Here is a 26,056-nt window from a genome sequence, read left to right as displayed (position 1 = left end):
AGAGGATGGGGCTACTCGCATGACTTTCGACGACGTCAGGAAAATCGCGCTGGCGTGGCCGGAGGTCGAGGACGGTACCTCCTACGGCACGCCTGCATTGAAAGTGCGCAAGAAGATGCTCGTGCGCCTGAAGGAAGACGGCGACAGCCTGGTCATGCCCGGCGTGCCGCCGGAGGAGCGCGACATGCTCATCGAGAGCCGGCCGAAAGTGTTCTACTTCACCGATCACTACCGCGACTATCCGATCATCCTGATCCGACTGTCGAAGGCAAGCCGCAGCATCGTCGAGCCGCTGTTGCGCCGCCACTGGCGCACGCTGGTATCAAAGGCCGCCGTGAAAGCTTACGATGCTAATTCGTAGGAGCTACGGCGCCTCATGAACCGAGACGAATTCCTTGCCGCTGCGCTGCGTAATCGCGCCAATGCCATCATCGCCGATGAAGTGCTGCGGCTGGTACTACCCGACGCGTGGCTCGTGGCGGGCTGCCTGGCGCAGACGGTCTGGAACGTAAGGACCAACCGTGCGGCCGACTACGGCATCAGCGACTACGACATTTTCTATTTCGATCGCGATACGTCCTGGCAAGCCGAGGACCGGATCATCAAACGTGTGCATGATGCGGCTGGCCACCTCGGCGTCGCCGTTGAAGTGCGCAACCAGGCGCGCGTCCATCTCTGGTATCCCGAAAAGCACGGCCTGCCCTACCCGCAATTAATGCGCTCGACCGATGGCATCGACCGCTTTCTCACCAAGAACACCCAGATCGGAATCCGCCGCACGCCTGAAGGCCATGACGTCTACGCGCCCCACGGATTCGATGACGTCGCCAACATGATCGTGCGGCCGAACCCGGGACCGAATTTCTCAGCAGCGAATTACGAGAAGAAGGCGGCGAGGTGGAAGGCGCTGTGGCCGGAGATCACGGTGCTGCCGGGCTGATGACGCCACCCGTCATTGCGAGGAGCGACAGCGACGAAGCAATCCATGTCTCGACACGCGGAGACATGGATTGCTTCGCTTCGCTCGCAATGACGGCGGGGGTCGCGCGCACCTGCTACCGCACCACGCCTGAGCTGAATCCCGCCTTGCGCCGTGGCGGCTTGATTTCCTTCTTCAGGAAGCAATGCGGCTCGCGGCCGGCATAGCCGGGACGCGCATAGGTCCAGGCGCGGCATTTGTTGTCGGCCGCGCAGGCGGCCTTGCAGATCTCGTCGCCTTCGCCTGCCTTCAATTCGAAATTCTTGTAGTCGCCGCCCAGACGATCGATCGAGGTCTCGACCGTGCCGTTGCGCGGCTCGACGACCCCAGCGCCGCGCACGCCGGTGACGCAGCAATTATTCTGGACGCGCGAGGGCACCGAATTCTTGAGCCAGCATATCGCGCCGGTGGTGATGTCAGTCGGATAGTTGAAGCTCCAGGCGCGGCAGCGACGATCGCGCTCGCAGACCAGCGCGCAATCGGCGGGGTCGCCCGAGGCAACGGGCGAGCTCACGTAGTCTCCGCCGGGGCGATCGAAGTTGACCTGCGCCAGCGCTGGCCGTGACGTCGCCACGACCGCCAACAAGGCGAACGTCACTACACTCGCCCAGAAGTGGCGGCCAATTCTCATATCCAACGCTTTCGACTGTCCCCCCGCGCTCACCGCGGGCGGTCATTTGAGCGCCGCCAACCTGTACGCCGGATGAACGGCTCAAAAATGCGGCAAGCTGGCACACCAGCGTTCTGACCAACCGCCCACGTGTGGCGTGAACGCCACGCACGCAAAGAAGATGCATCAAAAACAAGCGGATAGGGCACGATGGCGCTGGAGCTTCGGTTCCGATTGAATCAGAACCGATGCTCCAGATTCCTGGTTTGACGCGTTTTCTTCACGCGAACCGGCAATCCACTTCGCTCGAAAACGCTTCAGAACGCACACTCGTCATAGGCCGGTTCGACGGAGCTATTCCAGGCGCCGTTGAACTTGTCGAGCAGCTCTTCCGCCGGCGTCCGGCCACAATCGATGATCCGCTCCAGCGGCTCGAGATAGCGGCTCTCGTCGCGGCCGATATGGTCGATACGATTACGCCGCCGCAACCCGGCATGCGAAAGTTTAAGACACTCTTTCGCGATCTCGAACAGATAGCGGTCCTTGATCCGCGCCTTGAAGCCATGGCGCGGCACGTCGTCGCGCAACGCCTGCCGCTCGCGCGCGGTCCAGTTCCGGACCAGATCCCAGGCGGCATCGAGCGTGTCGTTGTCGTAAAGCAGCCCGACCCAGAATGCCGGCAATGCCGGCAGCCGTCCCCATGGCGCGCCATCGGCGCCGCGCATTTCCAGATAGCGCTTGAGCCGCACCTCCGGAAAGATCGTCGAGAGATGATTGGCCCAGTCCGACAGGGTCGGCCGCTCGCCGGGCAATGCCGGATTCTTGCCCTCGAAGAAATCGCGGAACGAGGTGCCGGAGACGTCGAGATACTCATCGCCGCGCTTGACGAAATACATGGGAACGTCGAGGGCATAATCGACCCAGCGCTCGAACCCCATGCCGTCCTCGAACGCCCATGGCAGCATGCCGGAGCGCGCATTGTCGGTGTCGCGCCAGATCTCGGACCGGAATGATAGGAAACCGTTGGGCTTGCCTTCCGTGAACGGCGAGTTGGCGAACAGCGCCGTCGCGATCGGCTGCAGGGCGAGCGACACCCGCAGCTTCTTGACCATGTCGGCTTCGGAGGAGAAGTCGAGATTGGTCTGCACCGTGCAGGTGCGGTACATCATGTCGATGCCGTACTTGCCGACCTTCGGCATGTAGCCGGTCATGATCTTGTAGCGGCCCTTGGGCATCACCGGGATCTCTGCCCGCGACCAGGACGGCGTCATGCCGAGGCCGAGAAAGCCGATGCCGAGCGGGGTTGCGATCTCACGCACCTGCGCGAGATGCGCCATCAGCTCGCCCTGGGTCTGATGCACGGTCTCGACCGGCGCGCCCGACAATTCGAACTGGCCGCCCGGCTCGAGCGAAATCGCGCCGCCCCCGGTGACGTCGTAGAGGCCGATGATGTTGCCGCGCTCCATGATCGGCTCCCAGCCGAGCAGGAGCTTCATGCCATCGAGCAGCGCCCCGATGCCGCGCGCGCCTTCATACGGCACGGGCTGATGGCCCTGCAGTGTGAACGGCGTCTTCTCGTGCTCGGTCCCGATCCGGAAATCGGAAGGATCCTTCACGCCCGCCTCGAGCCACGCGACCAGTTCGTCGCGCGATTGGAGTGGCGTCATATCGATCTGGTCACGCGCCATACGAATTCCGATACTGAAGCGCTTCGATCGAATGCGCGCGGTGGCAGGGGCATCCGCGAACCAGGCGGCCCGCGAATGCTGGTGGCAACAATGATATCATCGGGCTGTCACGCCGTCTCTTATCGCAGGCGACTTGGCGTCGCTGCAGGAACATCCCAGCCGGTCCAGGAGCGCGCAGAGCTTGACCGCGTCGGTGTCAGACAATTTCGACCCGACATGCTTCTCGATCGCCGCGGAATAGGCGCCCCACATCCGCTTCTGCAATTCGCGTCCCGTCTCGGTAATCTCGACGAACTGGCCGCGCTTGTCGACCTTGCATTCGCGCCGGGCCGCCAGCCCCTCGTCCACCAGGCGGTCGATCAGCCGCGACGTCGAATATTGCGGCAGCAGCATCTGCCGCTCCAACTCCACCGGCCGCAGCTCGCCCGAGGGCGCGCGCGACAGTTCGAGCAGGGCATCGTACCAGGCGAGCGGCGGAAAGCCGGCCTTCTTCAGGTCCTGTTCGACGGCGTCGAGCACCCGGCTCTGCACCCGCATCAGGCGGATCCAGGCGGCGGTCGCCTCGGTCGATGGTTTGCGTTTCATGGCCTGGTCCGTCTTCGTCGGCACGAAGTGTACCGTACTGAATGCACCTGCATCAATCTTGACTAATCATGCATGTGCATTTAGTCGGTCCGACGCCGAAGGCCAACAACAAAAAGGCCAACAATTCGAGAGGAGAGCTCTGATGAAATTGTATTATTCGCCCGGCGCCTGCTCGCTGTCGCCCCATATCGCCCTCCTGGAAGCCGGCCTGCCCTACGAGCTGGTCAGGGTCGATGTGCGCGCCAAGAAACTCGAAAATGGTGACGATTTCCTGCAAGTAAACCCGAAGGGCCAGGTCCCGGCGCTAAGGCTCGATTCGGGCGAACTGGTTACCGAGGGGCCGGTCATCGTGCAGATGATCGCCGACAAGGCCGCGGGCACGAACCTGGCGCCGGCCCCGGGCAGCGCCGAACGTTACAAACTGCTCGAATGGCTCAACTTCATTACCACCGAGCTTCACAAGAATTTCAGCCCGATGTTCGCGCCGGTCCCGTCCGATGACACCAAGGCGTTCTTCAAGGACCGCCTGATGGGCAAGTTCAAATATATCGACAGCCAGCTCGCCGGACGCGACTACCTGCTCGGCAGCCAGTTCACCGTCGCCGACGGCTACCTGTTCACGATGCTGACCTGGGCCGACCGGATGAAGTTCGACCTGTCGGGCCTGCCCAATCTCACCGCCTACAAGGCGCGCGTCGCCGCCCGGCCGAAAGTGCAGGAAGCGCTGACCAAGGAAGGGCTGCTGAAGGCGGCATGAGCCCCACTTCTCCTTCCCCCTGAAAGGGGGAAGGTCGGGATGGGGGTCAGCCCCGGGCGCAGGTATACGTGGCGGCAGGATCCCCACCCGGTTTGCGCGTTGCGCAAACCGACCTCCCCTTTCAAGGGGAGGTGAAGACGCGGCCCCTACTCCGCGGCTTCCGCGACCGGCTTCTTCGGTGGGAAGCGACCGTAGAAGGTCTCGCCCTTGGCCGCCATCTCGACCAGGAGCTTCGGCGGGGTGAAGCGGGAGCCGTATCTGGCCTCGAATTTGTGGCAGAGCTCAACGAACTTCTTCGTGCCCATGAAGTCGATATAGGACAGCGTGCCGCCGGTGAACGGCGCGAAGCCGAACCCCAGGATCGAGCCGACATCGGCCTCGCGCACGTCGGTGATGACGTGATCCTCCACCGTGCGCGCGGCCTCGACCGCCTGCACCACCAGGAAGCGCTGCTTCAATTCCTCGACATCAAGAGCATCCGGGTCGAGGTGCTTCGGCTGTAGCTCGGCGAGCCCAGGCCACAGACTCTTCTGGCCCTTGCCCTTCTCCGGATAGTCGTAGAAGCCCTTGGCGTTCTTGCGGCCGAAGCGGCCCTGTTTCTCGACCAGCTCGACCATCAGCTTCTTGTGATCCTGGTTGATGGCGTTGGGGCCGAGATCGGCTTCGGTCGCCTTCATGATCTTCAGGCCGAGGTCGAGCGCGACCTCGTCCGACAGCGACAGCGGCCCGACCGGCATGCCGGCCATCTTGGCCGTGTTCTCGATCATCGCCGGCGGTACGCCCTCCAGGAACATCTCGTTGCCTTCCGCGATGTAGCGCATCACGCAACGGTTGGCGAAGAAGCCGCGGGAGTCATTGACCACGATCGGCGTCTTGCCGATGGCACGGACATAGTCCAGCGCCGTGGCAAGCGCGACGTCGCCGGTGTTCTTGCCGAGGATGATCTCGACCAGCATCATTTTCTCGACCGGCGAGAAGAAATGGATACCGATGAACTTGCCCTGGTCCTTGAATTCCTCGGCCAGCGAATTGATCGGCAGTGTCGAGGTGTTGGAAGCGAAGACCGCATCAGCCTTGAGCAGGGGCTGCGCCTTGGCATAGGTGTCCGCCTTCACCTTGCGATCCTCGAACACCGCCTCGATGACGAGGTCGCAGTCCTTCAACACGTTGTAGTCGGCGGTCGCGGTAATGCGCGACAGCAGCGCATCGCGCTCAGCCTCCTTCGCCCGGCCCTTCGCGATCAGGCCGTCGATCACGCTCTTGGCGTGCGCCTTGCCCTTGTCGGCGCTCTCCTGGTCGCGGTCAACAAGCACGACATCGATGCCGGCCTTGGCCGAGACGTAGCCGACGCTGGCGCCCATGAAGCCGGCGCCGATGATGGCGAGCTTCTTCACCTTGGTCGGCGGCACGCCCGCGGGACGGCGGGCGCCCTTGTTCAGTTCCTGCATCGACAGGAACAGCGAGCGGATCATCGCTGCCGCTTCCTTGGAGCGCAGCACTTGCGTGAAGTAGCGGGACTCGACGCGCAGCGCGGCGTCGATCGGCAACTGCAGGCCTTCGTAGACGCAGCTCATGATGGCGCGCGCCGCCGGATAATTGTCATAGGTCTCGCGGCGGTAGATCGCATTGCCCGCCGGGAACATCTGCATGCCCATCTTCGAGAAGACGGGGCCGCCGGGCAGCTTGAAGCCCTTCTCGTCCCATGGCGCGACCGCCTTGCCGCCGCCCTTGATCCAGTCCTTCGCCGCCTTGATCAGTTCGCCAGGCGGCACGATCGCGTGGATCAGGTTGAGCTGTTTGGCTCTGGCAAGGTTGACTGCCTCGCCCTTCAACAGGAGTTGCATCGCATCCTGCGGCGGCACAATGCGCGGCACGCGCTGGGTGCCGCCGGCGCCGGGGAACAGGCCGACCTTGATCTCGGGCAGGCCCAGCCGGGTCTTCGGATTCTCCGCGGCGACGCGATAATGGCAGGACAGCGTGATCTCGAAGCCGCCGCCGAGCGCGAGCCCATTGATCGCGGCGACCCACGGCTTGCCGGAGGTCTCGATCGAACGGAACGCTTGCGAGAAACGGCGGCTCTGCTCGAACAGCACCTGGTTGGCCGCGACCTCGCCCTGCTCCTGCAAGAGCTGTACATAAGTGTGGCTCATGCCCTCGAGCATCGAGAGGTCGGCGCCGGCGCAGAACGCCTCCTTGCTCGAGGTGATGACGACGCCCTTGATCGCTGCATCCGCCGTGGTCTGCTTGACGATCTCCTCGAGCTCGAGGATCGAGGTCTCGTCCAGCACGTTCATCGAACGTCCCGGAATGTCCCAGGTGACGAGCGCAATGCCGTCGGCGTCGCTTTCGAATTTGAAATTCTTGAAGGCCATGTGGTGCTCCCTCGGTGCCGGCTGCCGGTAAGGCGCTGGCGGTTGGCTCTGATCTCGTAGGGTGGGTTAGCGAAGCGTAACCCACCGCTTCTCTCGCCGTGGCATGGTGGGTTACGCCTTCGGCTAACCCACCCTACGGCAGTTAAACCCGCTCGATGATCGTCGCGGTGCCCATGCCGCCGCCGATGCACAGCGTTACCAGCGCGGTCGACTTGTCGGTGCGCTCGAGCTCGTCGAGCACGGTGCCGAGGATCATCGCGCCGGTCGCGCCAAGCGGATGGCCGAGCGCGATCGCGCCGCCATTGACGTTGATCTTGGCGTTGTCGATGTCGAAGGCCTGGATGTAGCGCAGCACCACCGAGGCGAAGGCTTCGTTCAGCTCGAACAGATCGATATCCGACTTCTTCATGCCGGAGCGGGCGAACAGCTTTTCGGTGACGTCGACCGGACCGGTCAGCATCATCGCGGGCTCCGAGCCGATATTGGCAAAGGCGCGGATCTTTGCCCGCGGCTTCCGGCCGAGCTTCGCGCCTGCTTCCTTGCTTCCGAGCAGCACAGCGCCGGCGCCGTCGACAATCCCGGAGGAATTGCCGGCGTGGTGCACGTAGTTGACCTTCTCGATTTCCGGATGCGACTGCACCGCCACCGCGTCGAAACCCGCCATCGCAGCCATCGCCGCGAACGACGGCTGGAGCTGCGCCAGCGACTGCATCGTCGTCGTGGGCCGCATATGCTCGTCCTTGGCGAGGATGGTAAGGCCGTTGACGTCCTTCACCGGCACGACCGATTTGTTGAAGCGGCCCTCGTCCCAGGCCTTCGCCGCGCGCTGCTGGCTCTGCACCGCGTAGGCGTCGACGTCGTCGCGGGAGAAGCCGTATTTGGTCGCGATCAGGTCGGCCGAGACGCCCTGCGGCATGAAATAGGCCGGCACCGCCATCGAGGGGTCCATCGGCCAGGCGCCGCCGGACGCCCCGATGCCGACGCGGCTCATGGACTCGGCGCCGCCGCCGATCACGAGTTCATGCTGCCCGCTCATGATCTGGGCCGCGGCAAAATTCACGGCATCGAGGCCGGAAGCGCAGAAGCGGCTGATCTGCACGCCCGGCACCTTCTCGCCGAGGCCGGACTTCAGAGCGGCAAAGCGGGCCATGTCGGAGCCGGCCTCGCCGACGGGATCGACGATGCCGAGCACGACGTCGTCGACGACGTCTTCGGCAATGTTGTTGCGTTCCTTCAGCGCCTTCAGCGGCACGGTGGCGAGCGCCAGCGCGGTGACTTCGTGCAACGCGCCGTCGGGCTTGCCGCGGCCGCGCGGGGTGCGAACGTGATCGTAGATATATGCCTCAGGCATGACGCCCTCCTTACATGAGGATCATAATATTATAGCCGAACCGGCGGAAGTCGCGAGCGGGCCACGGAAGTTTGTTCAGAACGCCTCCGCCGCCAATTCCATCGTGGTGACGCTGCCGCTCTGGATCCGCGCCAGGTGCACGGCCGTCTCCGGCAGCAGCTTCTCCATGAAGAAGCGGCCGGTCACGAGCTTGGTCGAGAGGTAAGGCGTCGCACCGCCGGCGGCGATCTTGTCCTGCGTCACCTTCGCCATCCGCGCCCACATGTAGCCGAGCGCGACCATGCCGAACAATTTCATGTAGTCGGTCGCAGCGGCGCCGGCGTTGTCCGGCTTGGTCATCGCGTTCTGCATCAGCCAGCCGGTCGCCTGCTGCAGATGGCCGAGCGCAGCCGAGAGCGGGGTCAGGAACGGCTTCATGGCTTCGTCCGCGCCATGTTCCTTGGCGTAGGCACCGACTTCACCGAAGAACGCCATCACCGCGCGGCCGCCGTCGCGCGGCAGCTTGCGGCCGACGAGATCGAGCGCCTGGATGCCATTGGCGCCCTCATAGATCATGGAGATGCGCGCGTCGCGGACGAACTGCTCCATGCCCTGCTCGGCGATATAGCCGTGGCCGCCATACATCTGCTGCGCCAGCACGGTGTTGGCGAAGCCGGTGTCGGTGAGCACGCCTTTCAGCACCGGCGTCAGCAGGCCCATATGGTCGTCGGCCTCCTGGCGGTCCTTCGGATCGTTGGAGCGGTGGGCGACATCGCTCTTCAGCGCGGTCCAGATCACCATGGCGCGCGCCGCCTCGTTGAAGGCGCGGATCGTCAGCAGCGTGCGGCGAACATCGGGATGCACGATGATCGGGTCGGCCGGCTTGTTCGGCTCCTTCGCGCCGGTCAGCGAGCGGCCCTGCAGGCGCTCGCGCGCATAAGCCACGGCGTTCTGGTAGGCGACCTCGGACTGCGCGAGCCCCTGCACGGCGACGCCGAGCCGGGCCTCGTTCATCATCACGAACATGCCCTGCATGCCCTTGTTTTCCTGCCCGATCAGCCAGCCGGTGGCATTGTCGTAATTCATCACGCAAGTCGAATTGCCGTGAATGCCCATCTTGTGCTCGATCGAGCCGCAAGAGACGCCGTTGCGTGCCCCGAGCGAGCCATCGGCATTGACCATGACTTTCGGCACCACGAACAGCGAGACGCCCTTGATGCCGGCCGGTGCGCCTTCGATGCGCGCAAGCACGAGGTGGATGATATTCTCGGTGAGGTCGTGCTCGCCGGCCGAGATGAAGATCTTGGTGCCCGTGATCTTGAAGCTGCCGTCGGCCTGCTTCACCGCCTTGGTGCGCAACAGGCCGAGATCGGTGCCGCACTGCGGCTCGGTGAGGTTCATGGTGCCGGTCCATTCGCCCGCCACCATCTTCGGAACATAGGTCTTCTTCTGCTCGTCCGTGCCGTGCACCAGGAGTGCTGCGGTCGCGCCCATGGTGAGCCCGCCATACATGGAGAACGCCATGTTGGCCGAGATCTGGAATTCGTTGACAGCCTGGCTCAGCGTCACCGGCAGGCCCTGCCCGCCATATTCCGTCGGCGCCGAGAGTCCGAGCCAGCCACCTTCGGCCACCTGCTTGTAGGCTTCCTTGAAACCCTTCGGCGTCGTCACCGAGCCATCGTCATGGCGCTTGCAGCCCTCGAGGTCGCCGACACGATTCAGCGGCTGCAAGACTTCTTCGGAAAGTTTTGCCGCCTCGCCCAGGATCGCTTCGCGCACGTCAGCCGACGCATCGGTAAAACCCGGCAGGTTGTCGTAGCGGTCGATCTGGAAGACGTCGTTGAGCAGGAAGCTCACATCTTCGACTGGGGCTTTGTAGATCGGCATGGTGTGCTCCGGCAGGCAGTTTTTGAATTTGGCGCCGCAGGCAAACCCACGCGACGCTGCGACCACTAAGGTTCCCGAAACCGACCTTAGACCTTTCGGTGTTCCGGGAAAGCGATTATCGAGATCAGGACTGCGACTTGGGCTGCGACTTGGCGGCGCTGGCCTCACCAGCCCGCCGCGTCAGCTCCTCTCCCATCAGCCGGTGCAGCAGGTTGACCGCCTTCAGCGGGCGCACCATCACCTTGAAATGCGTGATCCGTCCCTCCGCATCGAAGGTGATGATGTCGACGCCGTTGATCTTGATACCCTCGATATCGTTCTCGAATTCGAGCACCGCGCCGTTATCGCTGCGCCATTCGCCGCGATAGGTGAAGCCGGGGCCACCCAGCACCTTTTCCGCGCTCGATAGGTATTTGAAGGTGATGTCGCGTCCGCGCTGCGGCGTGTGCACGACCGGGCTTTCGAACACGGCGTCGGGGTGAAGCAGATCCCAGAGCGCTGCGCGATCATGGGACTTCATGTATGCGTACCACTTGTCGAGGCCGGTCGTTGTCATGGACGTCTCCCCTAGGCAGATCCTCTTGGCGGAACGTGCAGCGGCCCGATCTTGGCGGGCCGGTTAAGTCTTGACCGTCGATATGCACATTGACGCATATGCGCCTCTGTGCATAAAGTCAAGGATGGTCGAGGAGGTGGAGAAGGAGTGGCGACCAATGGCTTTGGGTGACGCGATCCTCGCATGCCTGACCGAACGTCCGATGACGGGCTACGAGCTCGCCAAGACATTCGATGCGTCCATCGGCTTCTTCTGGAAGGCCGACCACCAGCAGATCTATCGCGAGCTTTCCAAGCTGCGCGACCGCGGCCATGTCCAGGCCCGCGAGGTCGTTCAATCGGGCAAGCCCAACAAGCTGGTTTATACGCTGACCCCCGAGGGCAAGGCCGCCTTGCGGCACTGGGCGGCACGGCCGAGCGTCCCGGCCTCGATCAAGGACGATCTCCTGGTTCGGCTCTACGCGCTCGACAGCATCGATATCGAACCGCTGCGCACCGACCTGATGGCGCGACTGGAGCACCACCGCGACCGCTACGATCGTTATGAGCGCCTGCTCAACAAGCGCTTCCCGCAAGGTGTGGCCTCGCCGGCCGACATGGGCAAGCTGCTCGGGCTTCGCATCGGCCTTCGCCATGAGCGGGCCGTGGCCGAATGGTGCGAAGAGGCAATCGAGGCCCTCTCCGCTTTGACAAACCGGACGGCCGTTCGGCCGCTCAAAGCCGGCCAAGGCGACGAATAAAGGCTGGGCTGGCGCAGGCAGGTTCCGCGGAGGTAACTTTAAGGCCCTGCGGCGCCATTCCTTAACCCGTTCTTTACCCTAACGCGAAAAAGTCGGCGGCTAAGGCAGACGCCCGGCACGGAATTCGATTGTCTGTTCAATCGGGACGTACGGGAGGCTGCAGGCGTGGGTGTGGACGCCTTAGTCGGGACCGGACGGAATCATGAATTCGCGCGTATCGTGGAGTGTTGACGGCATCGATCCATCCGTCCGCGAAAGGGCCGAGGCCGCGGCTCAACGCGCCGGCATGTCGCTGAACGACTGGCTCAATTCCACCGTCGGCGAACCGGCGCCGCCGGATCTCCGCAATGACCAGGCGCGGCCGGCGATGCCGGGCCAGGCAACCCGAGACGTTGCCGACATTCATCAGCGGCTCGATGCGATCACCCAGCAGATCGATCGACTCGCGCGGCCCGCGCCGCGCAATGACGCCCCGCGCACCGACGCTGCGCGAGGCGACGCTGCGCGCGGCCAGTCCAACGTTGCGCGCCAGCTCAACGACGCGATCTCGCGGCTCGATGCGCGGCTGTCGCAGATTTCAAATCCTGCTGCCGCGGCGCGCCAGCCCCAGATGCCGGACCGTCAGCGCCAGGCGGAAGCCGTCGAGCGTGCCGCCGCAAAGGTCTACCGTCCGTCGCCGCCGCTAAGTCCCGCCTCCTTCGATTCGGCGATCGCGGAGATCGCCGCGCGCCAGAACGAACTCGACGGTCCGCCGCCACGGCAGATGCCGCCGCGCCACGCCCAGCCGACGGGCCCAGCTCAGCCAATGAGTTCAAGCGTTCCGCCAAAGGCCGCGCACGCACCTCCCGTTGCAGCGGCACCGGCCGCGCCGGAACCGGCTGGCCCGGACTTCTCCTCACTGGAGCGTTATCTGATCAAGATCACGAGCCAGATCGAGGCGCTGCAGCGGCCTGATCATATCGAGCAGTCGATCGCCGCGTTCCGGAGCGAGCTTGCGGAAATCCGCTCGGCGATCACCGAGGCGATGCCGCGCCGCGCGATCGAATCGCTCGAAGGCGAAATCCGCTCGCTGTCACGCCGCATTGACGACAACCGGCAGAACGGTGCCGACGGCCAGGCGCTTGCCGGCATCGAGCATGCGCTGTCCGAGATCCGCGAGGTGCTGCGCTCGCTCACCCCCGCCGAGCAACTCGCCGGCTATGACGAGGCGATCCGCAATCTCGGCGCCAAGCTCGATTTGATCCTGCGCGCCAACGACGATCCCTCGACGGTGCAGCAGCTCGAGAGCGCAATCGCCGCGCTCCGCGCGATCGTCTCCAACATCGCCTCCAACGACGCACTGGCACGGCTTACCGAGGACGTGCAGACGCTGTCGACCAAAGTCGACGAGCTCGCGCGCGCCGGCAATCATGGTGATGCCTTTGCGGTCCTCGAACAGCGGATCGCCGCGTTGGCCTCGACCCTGGAAAGCCGCGAGCGCCCGGCGCCAACCGAACACTCGCAACACCTCGAAGACGCGGTGCGCACGCTGTCGGAGCGCATCGACCGCATGCAGGTCGGCAACGACAGCGCCTCGGCATTCGCCCATCTCGAGCAGCGAGTCTCCTACCTGCTCGAACGACTGGAGACCTTTTCCAATCCTCAGTCCGGCAATTTCGGGCGCGTCGAGGAAGGGCTGCAGGACATCCTGCGCCATCTTGAACGCCAGCACGCCAATCTCGTGTCGCTGGCCGAGGCGGGCCGCAACGTCAGTGCTCCGGCGCCGCAGCCGCCCGACCCCGGCCTCGTCGACATGGTCAAGCGCGAATTGTCCGATATCCGCTTCAGCCATTCGGAAACCGAGCGCCGCACGCAGGACTCGCTCGAGACGGTGCACAACACGCTCGGTCATGTGGTCGATCGTCTTGCGATGATCGAGAACGACCTGCGCGCGGTGCGCTCCGCGCCTGCCGCGCCGGCTCCGTCACCCGAGCCGCTGCGTGCCGCCATGCCGCAGACGATGGTGCCGCAGCCGAAGCCCGAGCTGCCGAATCCCGCGGCGCAGGAGCACTTCGCGGCGGCGCCGCGCGACTTCCATGCGGTGATGCCCGAGGCTGCACCCGTTCCACCGCCACTGCCGCCGCGCGCCATCAGCGAGATCCTCGAACCGCACGCTGCGGTCCGCGCCGCGCTCGAGCCGGACCTGCCGCCGGATCATCCGCTTGAGCCGGGCACGCGCCCGACCGGACGGCTATCCACACCCACCGAGCGCATCGCCGCGTCCGAGAGCGCGATCAGCGAGATTTCGACAGGGAAGAAAGAGCCGGTCTCTACCTCGAGCTTCATCGCCGCCGCCCGCCGCGCCGCGCAGGCCGCGGCCGCCCAGGCCGCCAACGAGAAGGGCGGACGCAATGGGGCCAAGGCTGCAGCCAAGGCCAAGGCCGCCGACAAGGCTCAAGACAAGTCCGAGGGCAAGGAGCCCTCGACGATCACGTCAAAGATCCGCTCGCTGCTGGTCGGCGCGAGTGTAGTGGTCATCGTGCTCGGCGCCTTCAAGGTGGCGATGATCCTGCTCGATAGTAGCACCGCGTCGCAGACGCCGCCGATGGAGGGGTCGATCGATGCTCCCGCAGCGGCACAGCCACCAGCCGACAGTGCGGCCGTCGCACCCGCGCCCGCGCCGGCACCCGCGGCACCGTTGATGACATCGCCGACCCCGCTTGGCCGGCAATCCAACAACAGCACCGCGCCGAACATGCTCGATGGCACGCAGGTGACGATCCCGCCGGCGCCCGCGCCATCACCATCTCCCGTTGCGAGCAATGACATCACCGGCTCGATCCCCGCGCCGCCGGCGGGCAGGCTCATGATGGCACAGGTGCCGCCGAGTGAACGGCTGCCTGACGCCATCGGCGGCCCGGTACTGCGCGCCGCCGCGCTGAGGGGCGATCCGGCCGCGGCCTATGAGGTTGGCGTGCGCTTCGCCGAAGGCAAAGGCGTTCCGACCAATTATGACGAGGCTGCGAAGTGGTACGAGCGCGCCGCGCGGGCCGGCGTGGTGCCCGCGGTCTTCCGACTGGGAACCTTCTATGAGAAGGGCCTCAGCGTGAAAAAGGATGTCGACACCGCGCGGCGTTACTACGTGCAGGCCGCCGAGCGCGGCAACGCCAAGGCCATGCACAATCTCGCGGTGCTCGATGCCGATGGCGGCGGCAAGGGCGCCAACTACACGAGCGCAGCTCAATGGTTCCGCAAGGCTGCCGAGCGCGGCGTCGCCGACAGCCAGTTCAATCTCGGCATCCTCTATGCCCGTGGCATTGGGGTCGAACAGAACCTGGCCGAATCCTTCAAATGGTTCAGCCTCGCCGCAGCCCAGGGCGACGCCGACGCCAGCCACAAACGTGACGATGTTGCGAAACGCCTCGACGCACAGTCGCTGGCAGCGGCCAAGCTCGCGATCCAGACTTTCACCGCCGAGCCGCAGCCCGACGACGCCGTCAATGTCGCAACCCCGCCGGGCGGCTGGGATTCGGCGACCGTGCAGCCCAATGTGGCCAGGCCCGCGGCCAGGGCAGCGTCGCCGAAGCGCACCGCCTCGATCGCGCATTAAAATTATGACAGGCGCACGACGCGGCGGTGCGGCGTCGCCATATGTATCTCAGCGCTGAAGCTGTGTAGAAAGACCGTGCCCCCGCGCGGTAGCTGCCAGCGTCGAGAGAACGAACTTGTCAGCCGAACATCAGGAAGGTCGCTACCGAAGCTCGCCAACCGGGCCCCGCGTCGCACCACCACGCCAGCCTACCGATCAACCGAAAGCGCGGCCGCCCCGTCGGCCCGCCTGGCGGTGGTCGATGTGGTCGGCTGTCATATTCGTCCTCCTGATCTCTGGCGTCGGCATCCGCGCCTATAGGGATCTGTCGCGGCCCGACGCCTGGGCGTATTGGAAAGACCAGTATTTCTCGCCGAGCCTGAGTTCGCAGCTGATCAGCAAGGCCGATTTTGGCGGGGCGGTCGGTTCGCGACCCGCTTTGGCCATCAGGGGAGAAATCGGCCCGGCCGCCGCGAACTGGTTCCGCGACAGGCTGGATGCGGCTCATCTCGCCCCCGGCGATGTTGTCCTTCTGTCCTCTCCGGGCGGAGATCTCAATCAGGCGCTCATCATCGGCGAAATGATCCGGTCCCGCGGGCTGACGACGGCCGTCGGCGTCGCCGATGGTTCGGGCTGGGTCCGGCCGGCCTATTGCGCCAGCGCCTGCGTCCTTGCGTTTGCCGGTGGCACGACCCGCTACGGCATCGAGGGCTCGATGCTGGGCGTCCACCGGTTCGTCACCACGGCGCCGGTTGCCGATCCCGTCGCCGACACCCAGCGCGTCACCGGCGCCGTCCTGCACTACATGACCAGGATGGGCGTATCCTCCACCGTCGTCGAGGCGATGTCACAAACCAGGGACATCCGGTGGCTCGGCACCAAGGAAGCCGCGGCGATGAACCTGATCACCGATCCCATTGGCCGACCCTGATCCGGAAAAGTGGAGAACGGTTTTCCGAAAAGATCATGCTCAACAACGAGATGAGATCATGATCCGTCTCATCGGATCATGATCTGAGGCGAGACCCGCCGCACGTGCGACAAAAAAGCCCGCACTGGCGGATTCAATAGTCCCTCCCCGCTCCAATTTCGGTTATGCAAGGACGCGGCAACCGATCCGCGCCCAGCTCCGCGTCGGATTCCGCTGCCCGCAAGCTCGATCAGAAAACCGCGCCGTGGGTGGCCCTGCGCCAGCCTCGCGGCATTATAAGAAGCGACCGCGCGTGCAGCTGTACCTCCCGATCGCCGATATTCCCGTCAATATCTTCCTCGTGCTGGCGATGGGCGCGGCGGTCGGTTTCGTCTCCGGCATGTTCGGCATCGGCGGCGGCTTCCTGATGACGCCGCTCCTGATCTTTATCGGCATCGCGCCGGCGGTCGCGGTTGCCTCGGTCGCGAGCCACATCGCGGCCTCCTCCTTCTCCGGTGCGATCTCCTATTGGCGCCGCCGCGCCATCGATCCGACGCTGGCGCTGGTCCTGTTAAGCGGCGGCACGATCGGGACCGCGCTAGGGGTATGGACCTTCACCTATCTGCGCTCGCTCGGCCAGCTCGACCTGATGATCGGGCTGTCCTATGTCGTGCTGCTCACCGCGGTCGGCGGGGCGATGGCCTATGAGGGCCTGCGCGCGATGCTGCGCACCCGCCGCGGCGGCACCGTCACCCTGCGCCGCCCGGGCAGCCATGGCTGGATCCATGGCCTGCCGCTGAAGATGCGCTTCAAGCGCTCCAAGATCTATCTCTCCATCATTCCCGTCATCTTCGTCGGCCTCGTGATCGGGTTTATCGGCGCCGTCATGGGCATCGGCGGCGGCTTCATCCTGGTGCCGCTGATGATCTACCTGCTGCGGGTGCCGACCTCGACCGTGATCGGCACCTCGATGGTGCTGACGCTGGTGACGATGATCTTCGCGACCATGCTGCACGCGGTGACCAATCACCTGGTCGATGCCGTGCTGGCCCTGATCCTGATGGTCGGCGGCGTCACCGGGGCGCAGTTCGGCGCCCGCGCGGGCCAGAAAATCCGCGGCGAGCATTTGCGGCTGTTGCTCGGGCTCCTGGTGCTTGCGGTCGGCATCCGCTTTGCAGTCGAGCTTGTGATCCGCCCTGCCGATCTCTTCACCATCCGCGAAACCGGCGGGGGCGCACCATGACCGCCCGCTCGCTCCTCGTTCTCGCCGCCCTGCTGGCTGCGATCCTCGCCGGAAGCCCGGCCGGCGCGGAGCGGCTGATCGTCTCGGTCTCGAACCACCGCGTCACGGTGACGCCGAATTACTCCGGCGAGGAACTGGTGCTGTTCGGCTCGGTCGAGAGGGATGCCGATACCCCGCCCGGCCGCACCAATTACGATCTCGTAGTAACCGTGATCGGGCCGCGCGCCGACATGGTGACGCGGCGCAAGGAGCGCAGATTCGGGATCTGGATCAACAGCGACTACCGGCAGTTCCTGCAGGTGCCGAGCTATCTCGCGCTGTTCTCCAACCGCCCCTTCGACCAGATCGCTTCGGCGGAGGTGCAGCGGCGCCAGCAACTCGGGCTCAACAACGTGCTGCTGATGCAGCGGGTCGGCGGCGACTATGCCGACGTCGTCCCCAACGACATCTTCCGCAGCGCCTTCGTGCGGCTGCGCTCCGAGCGCGGCCTCTACCGCGAGGAGACCTCGGCGGTCACCTTCCTGACCCCGACCCTGTTCCGAACGACCATTCCGCTGCCGGCCGAGGTGCCAATCGGCACCTACAATGTCGAGATCAAATTGTTCACCGACGGCGCGCTGGTGACCAAGGCCGATACCGCCTTCGAGATTGTCAAGGTCGGTTTCGAGCAGTTCGTCGCCAATACAGCGCGGCAGAACGGCCTTGCCTATGGCCTCGTGACCGCCGCCATGGCGCTGATGACCGGCTGGATGGCCTCGATCGTGTTCCGGCGCGATTGAGCCTGTCGCGTGCACAGGCAGCGCCGAAGTAACCGGGCTACACTGCGCCCAGAAGCCATCCGACGCCCATCGCAACGACGCTCAGCAGCATCGCCACCGTTGACAGCCATCCGAGCCAATAGAGCGGGCCGGTGATGATGTACCGGCCCATCACGTCGTGGCGGCGCGCCATCACCATCAGCAGCACCATCACGGGCACGGCGAGCACGCCGTTGATGACCGCGCTCCAGTACAGCGCCGAGATCGGGTTGATCGACGTGAAATTCAGCGCGATGCCGAAGCCGGCCGACAGCGCCAGCACCGCATAGAAGGCGACCGCCTCCTTCGGCTTGCGCGCCAATCCCACCGGCCATTGGCGTCCCTCGCCGACGGCATAGGCGGTTGAGCCCGCGAGCACGGGAATGGCGAGCAGCCCGGTGCCGACGATGCCGAGCGCGAAGATCGCTTCCGCGAACGGGCCCGCGATCGGACGCAGCGCTTCTGCAGCCTGCGCCGAACTCTGGATGTCGGTCTTCCCCGCCACATGCAAGGTCGCGGCGACCGTGACGATGATCGAGAGCGCGATCAGGTTCGAGAACGCCATGCCGACGATGGTGTCGGCGCGGATCCGCGAGAACTCCCGGCTCGCGCCATAGTGCTTCTCGATCAGCGGCTGCTTTTTGGCGTCGATGCGCTGGTCTTCGGCCTCCTGCGAGGCCTGCCAGAAGAACAGGTAGGGCGAGATCGTGGTGCCGAAGATCGCGACGATGGTCGTGAAATAATTGCTATTCCAGGCCAGCCTTGGAATGAGTATGCCGGCCAGCGCCTCGCCCCAGGAGATGCGGGCAAATCCAAGCGCCGCGACATAGGCGAACAGGCTGAGCGTCAGCCATTTGAGCACCGCAACGTAGCGCTTGTAGTCGAGGAAGATCTGGGCCGCCACCGACGCCACCCCGAAGAACAGCACATAAAGGATGGGGTGCCCACCGACGAGCAGTGTCGTCGCGTCCGCCATCGCGCCGAGATCGGCGGCGATGTTGATCGTGTTGGCGATGAACAGGAGCGCGACCACAATGTTGAGCAGCCACAGCGGATAGTACCGGCACACATTGCCCGAAATGCCCTGACCGGTGACGCGGCCGACGCGGGCCGAAATCTCTTGGATCGCCACCATCAGCGGAAAGGTGAACAGCATGGTCCAGCCGATGCCGTAGCCGAACTGCGCGCCGGCCTGGCTGTAGGTGCCGATCCCAGACGGATCATCGTCGGAGGCGCCGGTGATCAGGCCGGGGCCGAGCGATTTGAGGAAGCGCTTGAGCTCGAAGGGCTGGCGCGGCTTGGCCTTCGGGGCCGGCTTATCGCCGGGCTTTACGTGATTGCCAGTCGATGCCTTGTGTTGCGCCATACCCGGTCCAGTCGCCGCGACAACGAACCGGAGGTGGTTCGGTTCCCGGCGCTGTACCTGACCGGCCGATGTGTCACAAGCAAGACATGCTGTCAGGCGCGCGATGCAGGCGCCGCGGTTGGACGGGTCACGAGATAGATGCCGAGCGCGACCGGGATGATGCCGAGCAGATCGCGGGACTCGACATGCTCGCCGAGCACGAGGAACGCGAACAGCATGCCGAGCGGCGGCATTAGGAAGTGATAGGCGCTCGCGGCGGTGGCCCCACACACTTTCAGCAGGTGAAACCATAGCGCGTAAGCCAGGATCGATCCGCCGAACACCAGGAAGACGAACGCACCTAACAGCCGCGCACTCGGCACGATCTCGGAGACACTGGAGAGCGTGAAGGCGAATGGCAGCAGTACCAGCCCGCCGACGAGATTCTGGATGCCATTGCCGACCCACAGGCCGCCCTTGGGCGCGAGCAGCTTGAACAGGATGGTGCCGGTGACGATGGAGGCGAGCGAGGCCAGCGTGAAGGCGATGCCTTCCATATGCTCGGTGCCGACGGAGATCCGATGCCAGACGATGAAGGCGACGCCGGCAACGCCGAGCATGAGGCCCGCGACCTTGCGCCAGGTCAGCACTTCGCCGAGGAACAGCGCCGCGAGCACCGCCGTGAACACCGGATTGGCCGAGACGATCAATCCGCCGATGCCGGCGGAGACCGTCTTCAATCCGGTGTAGCCAAGCCCGAGATAGAGCGCATTGTTGGCAATGCCGAGCACCGAATAAACAGCGACATCGCGCCAGGAGAGCTGCCAGCCCTCGCGGCGCAGGGCCAGAAACCCGAGGATCAGGATGCCCGCGAGCGAGAATCGCGCCGTGAGCAGGATCAGCGGCGGACAATCGGTGACGCCGATCTTGCCGGCGATGAAGGCGTAGCTCCAGAGCAGGCAGAACAGGGCAATCAAGAGCGGCAGCGGGTTGAAGCCTTGACGGGTAACCGCGACCGAAGGGGCGAGCGACATGAGACTTCTCCTTGGCCCTTCCATCTAGGCCGTCGCCTTCCCATTTGGAAATTAAATGATAGACTGGCAGCCAGTGGATTTTTGAATAGGTGCCGCGATGTTCGATCTGGAACTGCTGCGCAGTTTCGTCTCGGTGGTCGATGCCGGTGGCTTCACCCGCGCCGGCGAGCGCGTCCACCGCACGCAATCCACCGTCAGCCAGCAGATCAAGCGGCTGGAGGAGGATGTCGGCCAGCCGCTGCTGGTCCGCAACGGCAAGGACGTCACCCCGACCGAAGCCGGCGAGCGGCTGCTCTCCTATGCGCGGCGGCTGCTCGCGCTCGCCGAGGAGGCGCGCGATGTGGTGACGCGGCCGACCTATCAGGGCGCGATCCGGCTCGGCATCCCCGAGGATTTCGCCGCCTATCGGCTGGCAAAACTGCTCGGCGCCTTCTCGCGTTCGCATCCAACACTCCGGCTCGACGTGCGCGCCGACCAGAGCATGCACCTGCAGCGCGATCTCAATCGCGGCGAGCTCGATCTCGCGCTGCTCAAGCGCACCGCCGGCGAGAAGGGCGCGATCGCGGCGTGGCCGGAACGGGTGCACTGGGTCACCAGCAAGACGCATCCGCGCGATACGCGCAGCGGCTCGGTGCCGCTGATCGGATTTCCCGCCGGCTGTCTCTATCGCGCAGGCGCGATCCATGCGCTGGAGAGCGCGGGCCGCACCTGGCACATGGCCTATACGTCCTCGAGCCTCTCCGGCATCCAGGCCGCGGTCGCCGCCGGCATGGGCCTGAGCATCCTGTCGGAGATCGCGATCCAGGCCGATCACCGCGTGCTCACGGCAAAAGACGGTTTTGCGCCGATCGACAGGACCGAAGTCGCCCTCCTCGCCTCCCCCGCCGCCAGCCCCGCTACGCTGCGGCTTGCCGACAGGCTCGCGGAGTTCTGCGACACCGTGCAGGCGAAAGCGGCGTAGGAGCCGTAGGATGGGGAGAGCAAAGCGAAACCCATCGCGATGGAGCAAGCCGCACGAATGATGGGTTTCGCTGCGCTCTACCCATCCTACGATTCTCTCACGCCTCGCGAAGGCCGGGACGACGCGAGGAGAGATTCTGATTCAATTGTCAAACAGCTTTCCGCAGTCATCGTCCGCGAAGGCGGACGATCCAGTATTCCAGAGGCCGTTAAGCTTGAGCCGAGAGGCCGCCGGATACTGGATGCCCGCCTTCGCGGGCATGACGATGGAGTATGATGAGGATGTGAGTTCGCGTTCTCGCGGCGCGATGCGTCCGAGCTTTGCGTTCGTTCCGCCCTCTCAATGAATAGAGGGCGCAGGGAAAGCCGGGTGCTGGTTGCACCCGTGGGCCCCGTGCAACAAAAAGCACGGGGGTAGGACCACAGGTTCAACCGAAGCATTCCGGCTTTCCCTGCGCGATGGTGTTACGGCTTATTTCGTGCTCTCCCCGGTGACCGGGCTCTTTTGCCACCGTCACCCTTGGGGATGTTTCCATCCCTCAGGACTTAGCGCCAGCGTCGGGGCGCCAGGACCACACGACTTCGCCGTCCGTGATGCCTGTGCTCGTCAGTCACACGCATCACGTCCACCGCATCTCACCGCAACGTTCGTGACGATCGCGAGCCGCCCCTCATCCGGGTGAGACGCGCGAAGTTAAATCACTGATTTGCCCGACGACGAAAGCGGAATGTTTTTTGCTGCAGGGGTGGACAGACTTTTGGTGATTTGCCCGTCGGGTTGATATGTCGCACCCGAAGCAGCCACATCGTCATTGCGAGCGGAGCGAAGCAATCCATAGCGCCGCAAGCGGAAGCATGGATTGCTTCGCTCCGCTCGCAATGACGGAGGTGGCGGCAATCAATAACAGCGCGACGCGGCGATGGTGTGGAGCCTGGTGTCGCCGAGGAGGTGGGCGGTGAAGGTGGCCGTGCCGAACAGTTTTGCGAAGGCTTCGTCGCGGATGCTTAAGCCGCCGGCGTAGGCGCCGAAGGCCGGCATCACCGCGCGTTCGCCGTCGCTGGCGAAGCAGCGGCGTTCGACCGCGCGGCCGCGGGTCGAGACGCGGGCCTTGGGATGCAAGTGGCCGGCAATCTCGCCGATGGCGCCGGTTGGTTCGTGGCGGAATCTGATCCGCCCGATCGCGACTTCGGTGGCGACCATGCCGCCAAGCGTCGACGGCAGCGCCGGATCGTGGTTGCCGGAGATCCAGATCCATTCCCGCCGCGCCTGCAACGCGGCGATGGCGTCGCGGTCCTGTGCGCTCAGCCGTTGATGCGCGCGCCGGTCATGAAAACTGTCGCCGAGCGCAATCACCATGCGCGGGTCAAGCCGCGCGACCACGGCGGCCAAACGGCCCAGGGTCGCCGCGGTGTCGTAAGGCGGCAGCAGCACGCCGCGCATGGCGAAGCTGGAGCCTTTTTCCAGGTGCAGGTCGGAGACGACCAGCAGGCGCTGCTCTTCCCAGAACAGCGTGCCCGAGAGGTCGGCCAGCATCGTCACGCCGGCGACCTCGAAGGCGCTCTGGGTATCGACGACAGAAAGAGAAGCGCCCCGCGGGTTCATTTTCCTTGCTACGATGCCTCACGACATCGCCTCTTTGATGAGCTCGTCGGCAGCTTCCGCCAAGAGCTCGTCGGATGCTTCGCCATAGACTGACTCGCGGCCGATTTCCAGCATCACCGGGACCGCGAGGGGCGAAACATGCTCCAGTTCCCGGTGGGTGATTCGTCCCTGGATACGCGTGAGCATGTCGCCGAGCCGGCGCAGATCGAGCAGGCCGGTTGCGGCATCGGCACGCGCCGCGCGCAACAGGACGTGGTCGGCCTGATGCTTGCGCAGCACGTCATAGACGAGATCGGTCGAGAACAGCACCTGACGCCGCGATTTCTCCTCGCCGGTATGGCGACGCGCGATTAGCCCTGAGATGATGGCGCAATTGCGGAAGGTGCGCTTCATCAACGCCGATTCGGCGAGCCATGCTTCGAGATCGTCGCCGAGCATATCGGGATTGAACAGCGCATTGAGATCGAGCTGGCCGTGCCGGATCATAAAAGAGAGATCGCCGAGCCCCCAGATCGCAACCGCATATTCATTGGCGATGAAGCCGAGCGGCCGGGTGCGGGCGCGCTCCATCCGCCGCGTCAGCAGCATGCCGAGCGTCTGGTGCGCGAGCCGGCCCTCGAAGGGATAGCAGACCAGATAATGCTTGTTGCCGCGTGGAAAGGTTTCGACCAGGAGTTCGCGCACCGCGGGCACGCGGGAAAAATCCTTCTGCAACGACAGCCATTCGTGGACCTGGTCCGGCAGCGCATTCCACGCGCGCCGGTCATCGAGCAATTTGCGCACGCGCTCGGCGAGATAGGTGGAGAGCGGAAATTTGCCGCCCATATAGGACGGCACCTTGGCGTCCCTGTCATTGGCGCGGGAGACATAGACATGGTCCTCGACCAGCGCCTCGTAGCGCACCACCTCGCCGCCGAACACGAAAGTGTCGCCGGGCACGAGGCCTTCGATGAAGACTTCCTCGATCTCTCCCAGCACGCGGCCGCCACGGCCGAGCGCACCGGTCGAGCCGGTGCCGCCGGCGCGCGAGCGCACCAGCCGCACCTTCAGCATGGTTTCCTCGACGATGGTGCCGACATTGAGACGATAACTCTGCCGCACCCGGGGATTGGCGACGCGCCAGCGACCCTGCTTGTCCTGCTTGATGCGCGCGAAGCGCTCGTAGGTCTTCAGCGCATAACCGCCGGTGGCAACGAAATCGACGATGTCGTCGAAATCGGCCCGTGTCAGCGCAGCGTAAGGCGCCGACGTCAACACCTCCTCATATAATTCGTCGGCAAGGAACGGCTCGCCGCAGGCGCAGCCGAGCACATGCTGCGCCAGTACGTCGAGCGCGCCCGATCGCAGCGGCGGCGTATCCTGCGCGTTCTCGGCGATCGCATCGATCGCGACACGGCATTCCAGAACCTCGAAACGGTTGGCCGGCACCAGCACCGCGCGCGAGGCTTCGTCGAAACGGTGGTTGGCGCGGCCGATGCGCTGCATCAGCCGCGACGAGCCCTTCGGCGCGCCGATATTGATGACGAGATCGACATCGCCCCAGTCGACGCCGAGATCGAGCGAGGAGGTGCAGACCACGCCGCGCAACCGGCCGGCGGCCATCGCATCCTCGACCTTGCGGCGCTGCGCGACGTCGAGCGAGCCGTGATGCAGCGCGATCGCCAGGCCATCGTCGTTCATGCGCCAGAGATCCTGGAACAGCATCTCGGCCTGGCTGCGCGTGTTGACGAAGACCAGCGTGGTCTTGTTCTGCCGGATCAGTTCATAGATCTCGCCGAGCGCATGGCGCGCGGTGTGGCCGGCCCACGGCAGGCGCTCGCGCGTATCCAGCATCTCGACGATCGGCGGCGCCGCGCCGCCTGCGATGACGACGTCGGCGGCGATTTGCGCGGCCGGTTGCTGCGGCACCAGGAAGCGCGCGAGCTGTTCCGGCTCAGCGACCGTCGCCGACAGGCCGATCGCGCGCATCTCGGGCGCGAGCCGCCACAGCCGCGCGAGCCCAAGCGACAGCAGGTCGCCGCGCTTGGAGGTCACCAGCGCGTGCAGTTCGTCGAGCACGATGCGCTTCAGCGAGGAGAACAGGAACGGCGCGTCATCGGATGAGAGCAACAGCGCGAGCTGCTCGGGCGTGGTGAGCAGGATATCCGGCGGATAACGCCGCTGCCGCTGTCGGCGCGACACCGGCGTGTCACCGGTGCGGGTCTCGATCTTGATCGGCAGTCCCATCTCGGCGACGGGCGCCTCGAGATTGCGCGCGATGTCGACCGCGAGCGCCTTCAGCGGCGAGATGTAGAGGGTGTGGAGGCCGCCGGTGCGCTTCACGCTGCGGCCGGTGGAGATGAGGTTGGAGCGTGCGTGGTCGGAGCGTACCGCGCTTGAGCTCGCTCCTTCTCCACTTGCGAGCTGGTCATTCTCCCTCCCCCTGAAAGGGGGAGGGTTGGGGTGGGGGTCCGCTGCTTGCTCCGTGCCCGTGGCTGCCCCCCACCCGCCACCCTTCGGGTGTCGACCTCCCCCTTTCAGGGGGAGGTGTGGGACAGCGCTCAGTTCCACCAATGTCGGCAGAAATCCTGCCAGCGTCTTGCCGGCGCCGGTGGGCGCGATCAGCAACGCCGAACGATTTTCGCGCGCCTTGGCGAGCAGCGCGAGCTGATGCTCGCGCGGCGACCAGCCGCGGGCCGCGAACCATTTCTGGAAGCGGACAGGCAGGAGGGCTTCGGCCTCGGTCGAGGCCGCGGGCTGGGCGAGCGGCGGCACGGGACTAGGAGCCCGTCCAGATAGCTTTCTGGTTGGCGCATTTCGACACGAAATCCCGCTCATGGGGGCCTTGCGAGGTTAGCGAGCTTCACGAGGTTGTGGGCGGTGCAGATTATCGCCCATTCGGCACGCACGTTTGCCAGGCCCCGCAACAGGAACTGGCGGAAGCCGCGCGCCTGCTTGATCTGTCCGAACACCGCCTCCACGATCTGCTTTCTTAGCCGGTAGGGGGTGTCGAAGCCGCCATCGGCAATCTTTTTTCTCATCGCCTGTGTCAGCGGTCCGCCGACCTTGCCGTTGTCGGCGGTGGGGCGCTTGGCGCGTCCGGTGGCGATGTAG

General features: G+C 64.9%; 21 protein-coding genes. 9 read left to right on the top strand and 12 right to left on the bottom strand.

Annotation, left to right across the window (positions count from 1 at the left end; genetic code table 11):
* Positions 1-19 precede the first annotated feature (19 nt).
* Both K288_RS0121470 and K288_RS0121465 read left to right on the top strand, forming a co-directional pair.
* Positions 20-361 (top strand): MmcQ/YjbR family DNA-binding protein, encoded by a 342-nt coding sequence (locus K288_RS0121470; protein WP_027581423.1) that lies wholly within the window; start codon positions 20-22, stop codon positions 359-361.
* Positions 362-376: 15 nt separating this feature from the next.
* Positions 377-940: a nucleotidyltransferase family protein gene (locus K288_RS0121465; RefSeq protein WP_027581422.1), complete on the top strand. Its 564-nt coding sequence runs from the start codon at positions 377-379 to the stop codon at positions 938-940.
* Between the two features lie 115 nt (positions 941-1,055).
* Here the strand turns inward: K288_RS0121465 and K288_RS0121460 are convergent, their stop codons facing one another.
* The 3 genes from K288_RS0121460 to K288_RS0121450 form a co-directional block, all read right to left on the bottom strand.
* Complete coding sequence (locus tag K288_RS0121460) at positions 1,056-1,610, bottom strand: PAN domain-containing protein (protein ID WP_027581421.1); 555 nt, start codon at positions 1,608-1,610, stop codon at positions 1,056-1,058.
* A gap of 296 nt (positions 1,611-1,906) precedes the next feature.
* Complete coding sequence (locus K288_RS0121455) at positions 1,907-3,277, bottom strand: glutamate--cysteine ligase (RefSeq protein ID WP_027581420.1); 1,371 nt, start codon at positions 3,275-3,277, stop codon at positions 1,907-1,909.
* Between the two features lie 96 nt (positions 3,278-3,373).
* Entirely contained in the window at positions 3,374-3,862 is a 489-nt protein-coding gene (locus K288_RS0121450) for a helix-turn-helix domain-containing protein (RefSeq protein WP_027581419.1), read from the bottom strand.
* 142 nt (positions 3,863-4,004) lie between these two features.
* On the opposite strand from K288_RS0121450, the gene gstA reads away from it, so the two are divergent.
* Positions 4,005-4,619 (top strand): glutathione transferase GstA, encoded by a 615-nt coding sequence (gene gstA / locus K288_RS0121445; protein ID WP_027581418.1) that lies wholly within the window; start codon positions 4,005-4,007, stop codon positions 4,617-4,619.
* A gap of 146 nt (positions 4,620-4,765) precedes the next feature.
* Here gstA and K288_RS0121440 read toward each other — a convergent pair whose 3' ends face one another.
* The 4 genes from K288_RS0121440 to K288_RS0121425 all read right to left on the bottom strand — a co-directional run bounded on the left by K288_RS0121440 (position 4,766) and on the right by K288_RS0121425 (position 10,764).
* Positions 4,766-6,991 (bottom strand): FAD-dependent oxidoreductase, encoded by a 2,226-nt coding sequence (locus K288_RS0121440; RefSeq protein WP_027581417.1) that lies wholly within the window; start codon positions 6,989-6,991, stop codon positions 4,766-4,768.
* Positions 6,992-7,133: 142 nt separating this feature from the next.
* A complete protein-coding gene (locus K288_RS0121435) occupies positions 7,134-8,342 on the bottom strand; it encodes an acetyl-CoA C-acetyltransferase (RefSeq protein WP_027581416.1) in 1,209 nt (402 codons plus the stop codon).
* Between the two features lie 75 nt (positions 8,343-8,417).
* The gene (locus K288_RS0121430) at positions 8,418-10,208 is read right to left on the bottom strand and encodes an acyl-CoA dehydrogenase C-terminal domain-containing protein (RefSeq protein ID WP_027581415.1); all 1,791 of its coding nucleotides are present in this window, start codon (positions 10,206-10,208) and stop codon (positions 8,418-8,420) included.
* A 124-nt stretch (positions 10,209-10,332) separates the two neighbouring features.
* The gene (locus tag K288_RS0121425; protein ID WP_027581414.1) at positions 10,333-10,764 is read right to left on the bottom strand and encodes a nuclear transport factor 2 family protein; all 432 of its coding nucleotides are present in this window, start codon (positions 10,762-10,764) and stop codon (positions 10,333-10,335) included.
* 157 nt (positions 10,765-10,921) lie between these two features.
* Here K288_RS0121425 and K288_RS0121420 point away from each other — a divergent pair, with 157 nt between their 5' ends.
* From K288_RS0121420 to K288_RS0121400, 5 genes are all read left to right on the top strand, one after another.
* Entirely contained in the window at positions 10,922-11,503 is a 582-nt protein-coding gene (locus tag K288_RS0121420) for a PadR family transcriptional regulator (protein ID WP_027581413.1), read from the top strand.
* 202 nt (positions 11,504-11,705) lie between these two features.
* Positions 11,706-15,092, top strand: coding sequence for a tetratricopeptide repeat protein (locus K288_RS0121415; RefSeq protein WP_027581412.1), 3,387 nt, complete (start codon positions 11,706-11,708; stop codon positions 15,090-15,092).
* A 241-nt stretch (positions 15,093-15,333) separates the two neighbouring features.
* Positions 15,334-16,002, top strand: coding sequence for a hypothetical protein (locus K288_RS0121410; RefSeq protein WP_244443196.1), 669 nt, complete (start codon positions 15,334-15,336; stop codon positions 16,000-16,002).
* Between the two features lie 292 nt (positions 16,003-16,294).
* Positions 16,295-17,224, top strand: a complete 930-nt coding sequence (locus K288_RS0121405) for a sulfite exporter TauE/SafE family protein (RefSeq protein ID WP_027581410.1) — start codon at positions 16,295-16,297, stop codon at positions 17,222-17,224.
* Positions 17,221-18,003, top strand: coding sequence for a TIGR02186 family protein (locus K288_RS0121400; RefSeq protein WP_027581409.1), 783 nt, complete (start codon positions 17,221-17,223; stop codon positions 18,001-18,003). The genes K288_RS0121405 and K288_RS0121400 overlap by 4 nt, the downstream gene beginning before the upstream one ends.
* A gap of 37 nt (positions 18,004-18,040) precedes the next feature.
* Here the strand turns inward: K288_RS0121400 and K288_RS0121395 are convergent, their stop codons facing one another.
* Positions 18,041-19,387 (bottom strand): divalent metal cation transporter, encoded by a 1,347-nt coding sequence (locus K288_RS0121395; protein ID WP_027581408.1) that lies wholly within the window; start codon positions 19,385-19,387, stop codon positions 18,041-18,043.
* Positions 19,388-19,479: 92 nt separating this feature from the next.
* Positions 19,480-20,400: a DMT family transporter gene (locus K288_RS0121390; RefSeq protein WP_027581407.1), complete on the bottom strand. Its 921-nt coding sequence runs from the start codon at positions 20,398-20,400 to the stop codon at positions 19,480-19,482.
* Between the two features lie 97 nt (positions 20,401-20,497).
* Here K288_RS0121390 and K288_RS0121385 point away from each other — a divergent pair, with 97 nt between their 5' ends.
* Positions 20,498-21,361 carry a LysR substrate-binding domain-containing protein gene (locus tag K288_RS0121385; RefSeq protein WP_027581406.1) on the top strand — a complete coding sequence of 288 codons (864 nt, stop codon included), beginning with the start codon at positions 20,498-20,500 and terminating at the stop codon, positions 21,359-21,361.
* 897 nt (positions 21,362-22,258) lie between these two features.
* On the opposite strand, the gene pdeM is transcribed toward K288_RS0121385, so the two are convergent.
* The 3 genes from pdeM to K288_RS54820 all read right to left on the bottom strand — a co-directional run.
* Positions 22,259-22,963, bottom strand: a complete 705-nt coding sequence (gene pdeM, locus K288_RS0121375) for a ligase-associated DNA damage response endonuclease PdeM (RefSeq protein WP_043160368.1) — start codon at positions 22,961-22,963, stop codon at positions 22,259-22,261.
* Positions 22,964-22,981: 18 nt separating this feature from the next.
* A complete protein-coding gene (locus K288_RS0121370) occupies positions 22,982-25,780 on the bottom strand; it encodes a ligase-associated DNA damage response DEXH box helicase (RefSeq protein ID WP_064737341.1) in 2,799 nt (932 codons plus the stop codon).
* Positions 25,777-26,056 (bottom strand): transposase (locus K288_RS54820; protein WP_027579332.1); only part of this gene is annotated, 280 nt, incomplete at its 5' end. The genes K288_RS54820 and K288_RS0121370, both read right to left, overlap by 4 nt.

Source organism: Bradyrhizobium sp. Ai1a-2 (assembly GCF_000426245.1).
GTDB lineage: Bacteria > Pseudomonadota > Alphaproteobacteria > Rhizobiales > Xanthobacteraceae > Bradyrhizobium.
Note: the sequence above shows the minus strand (reverse complement) of the source record. Positions and strands in the feature narration are given on the sequence as shown.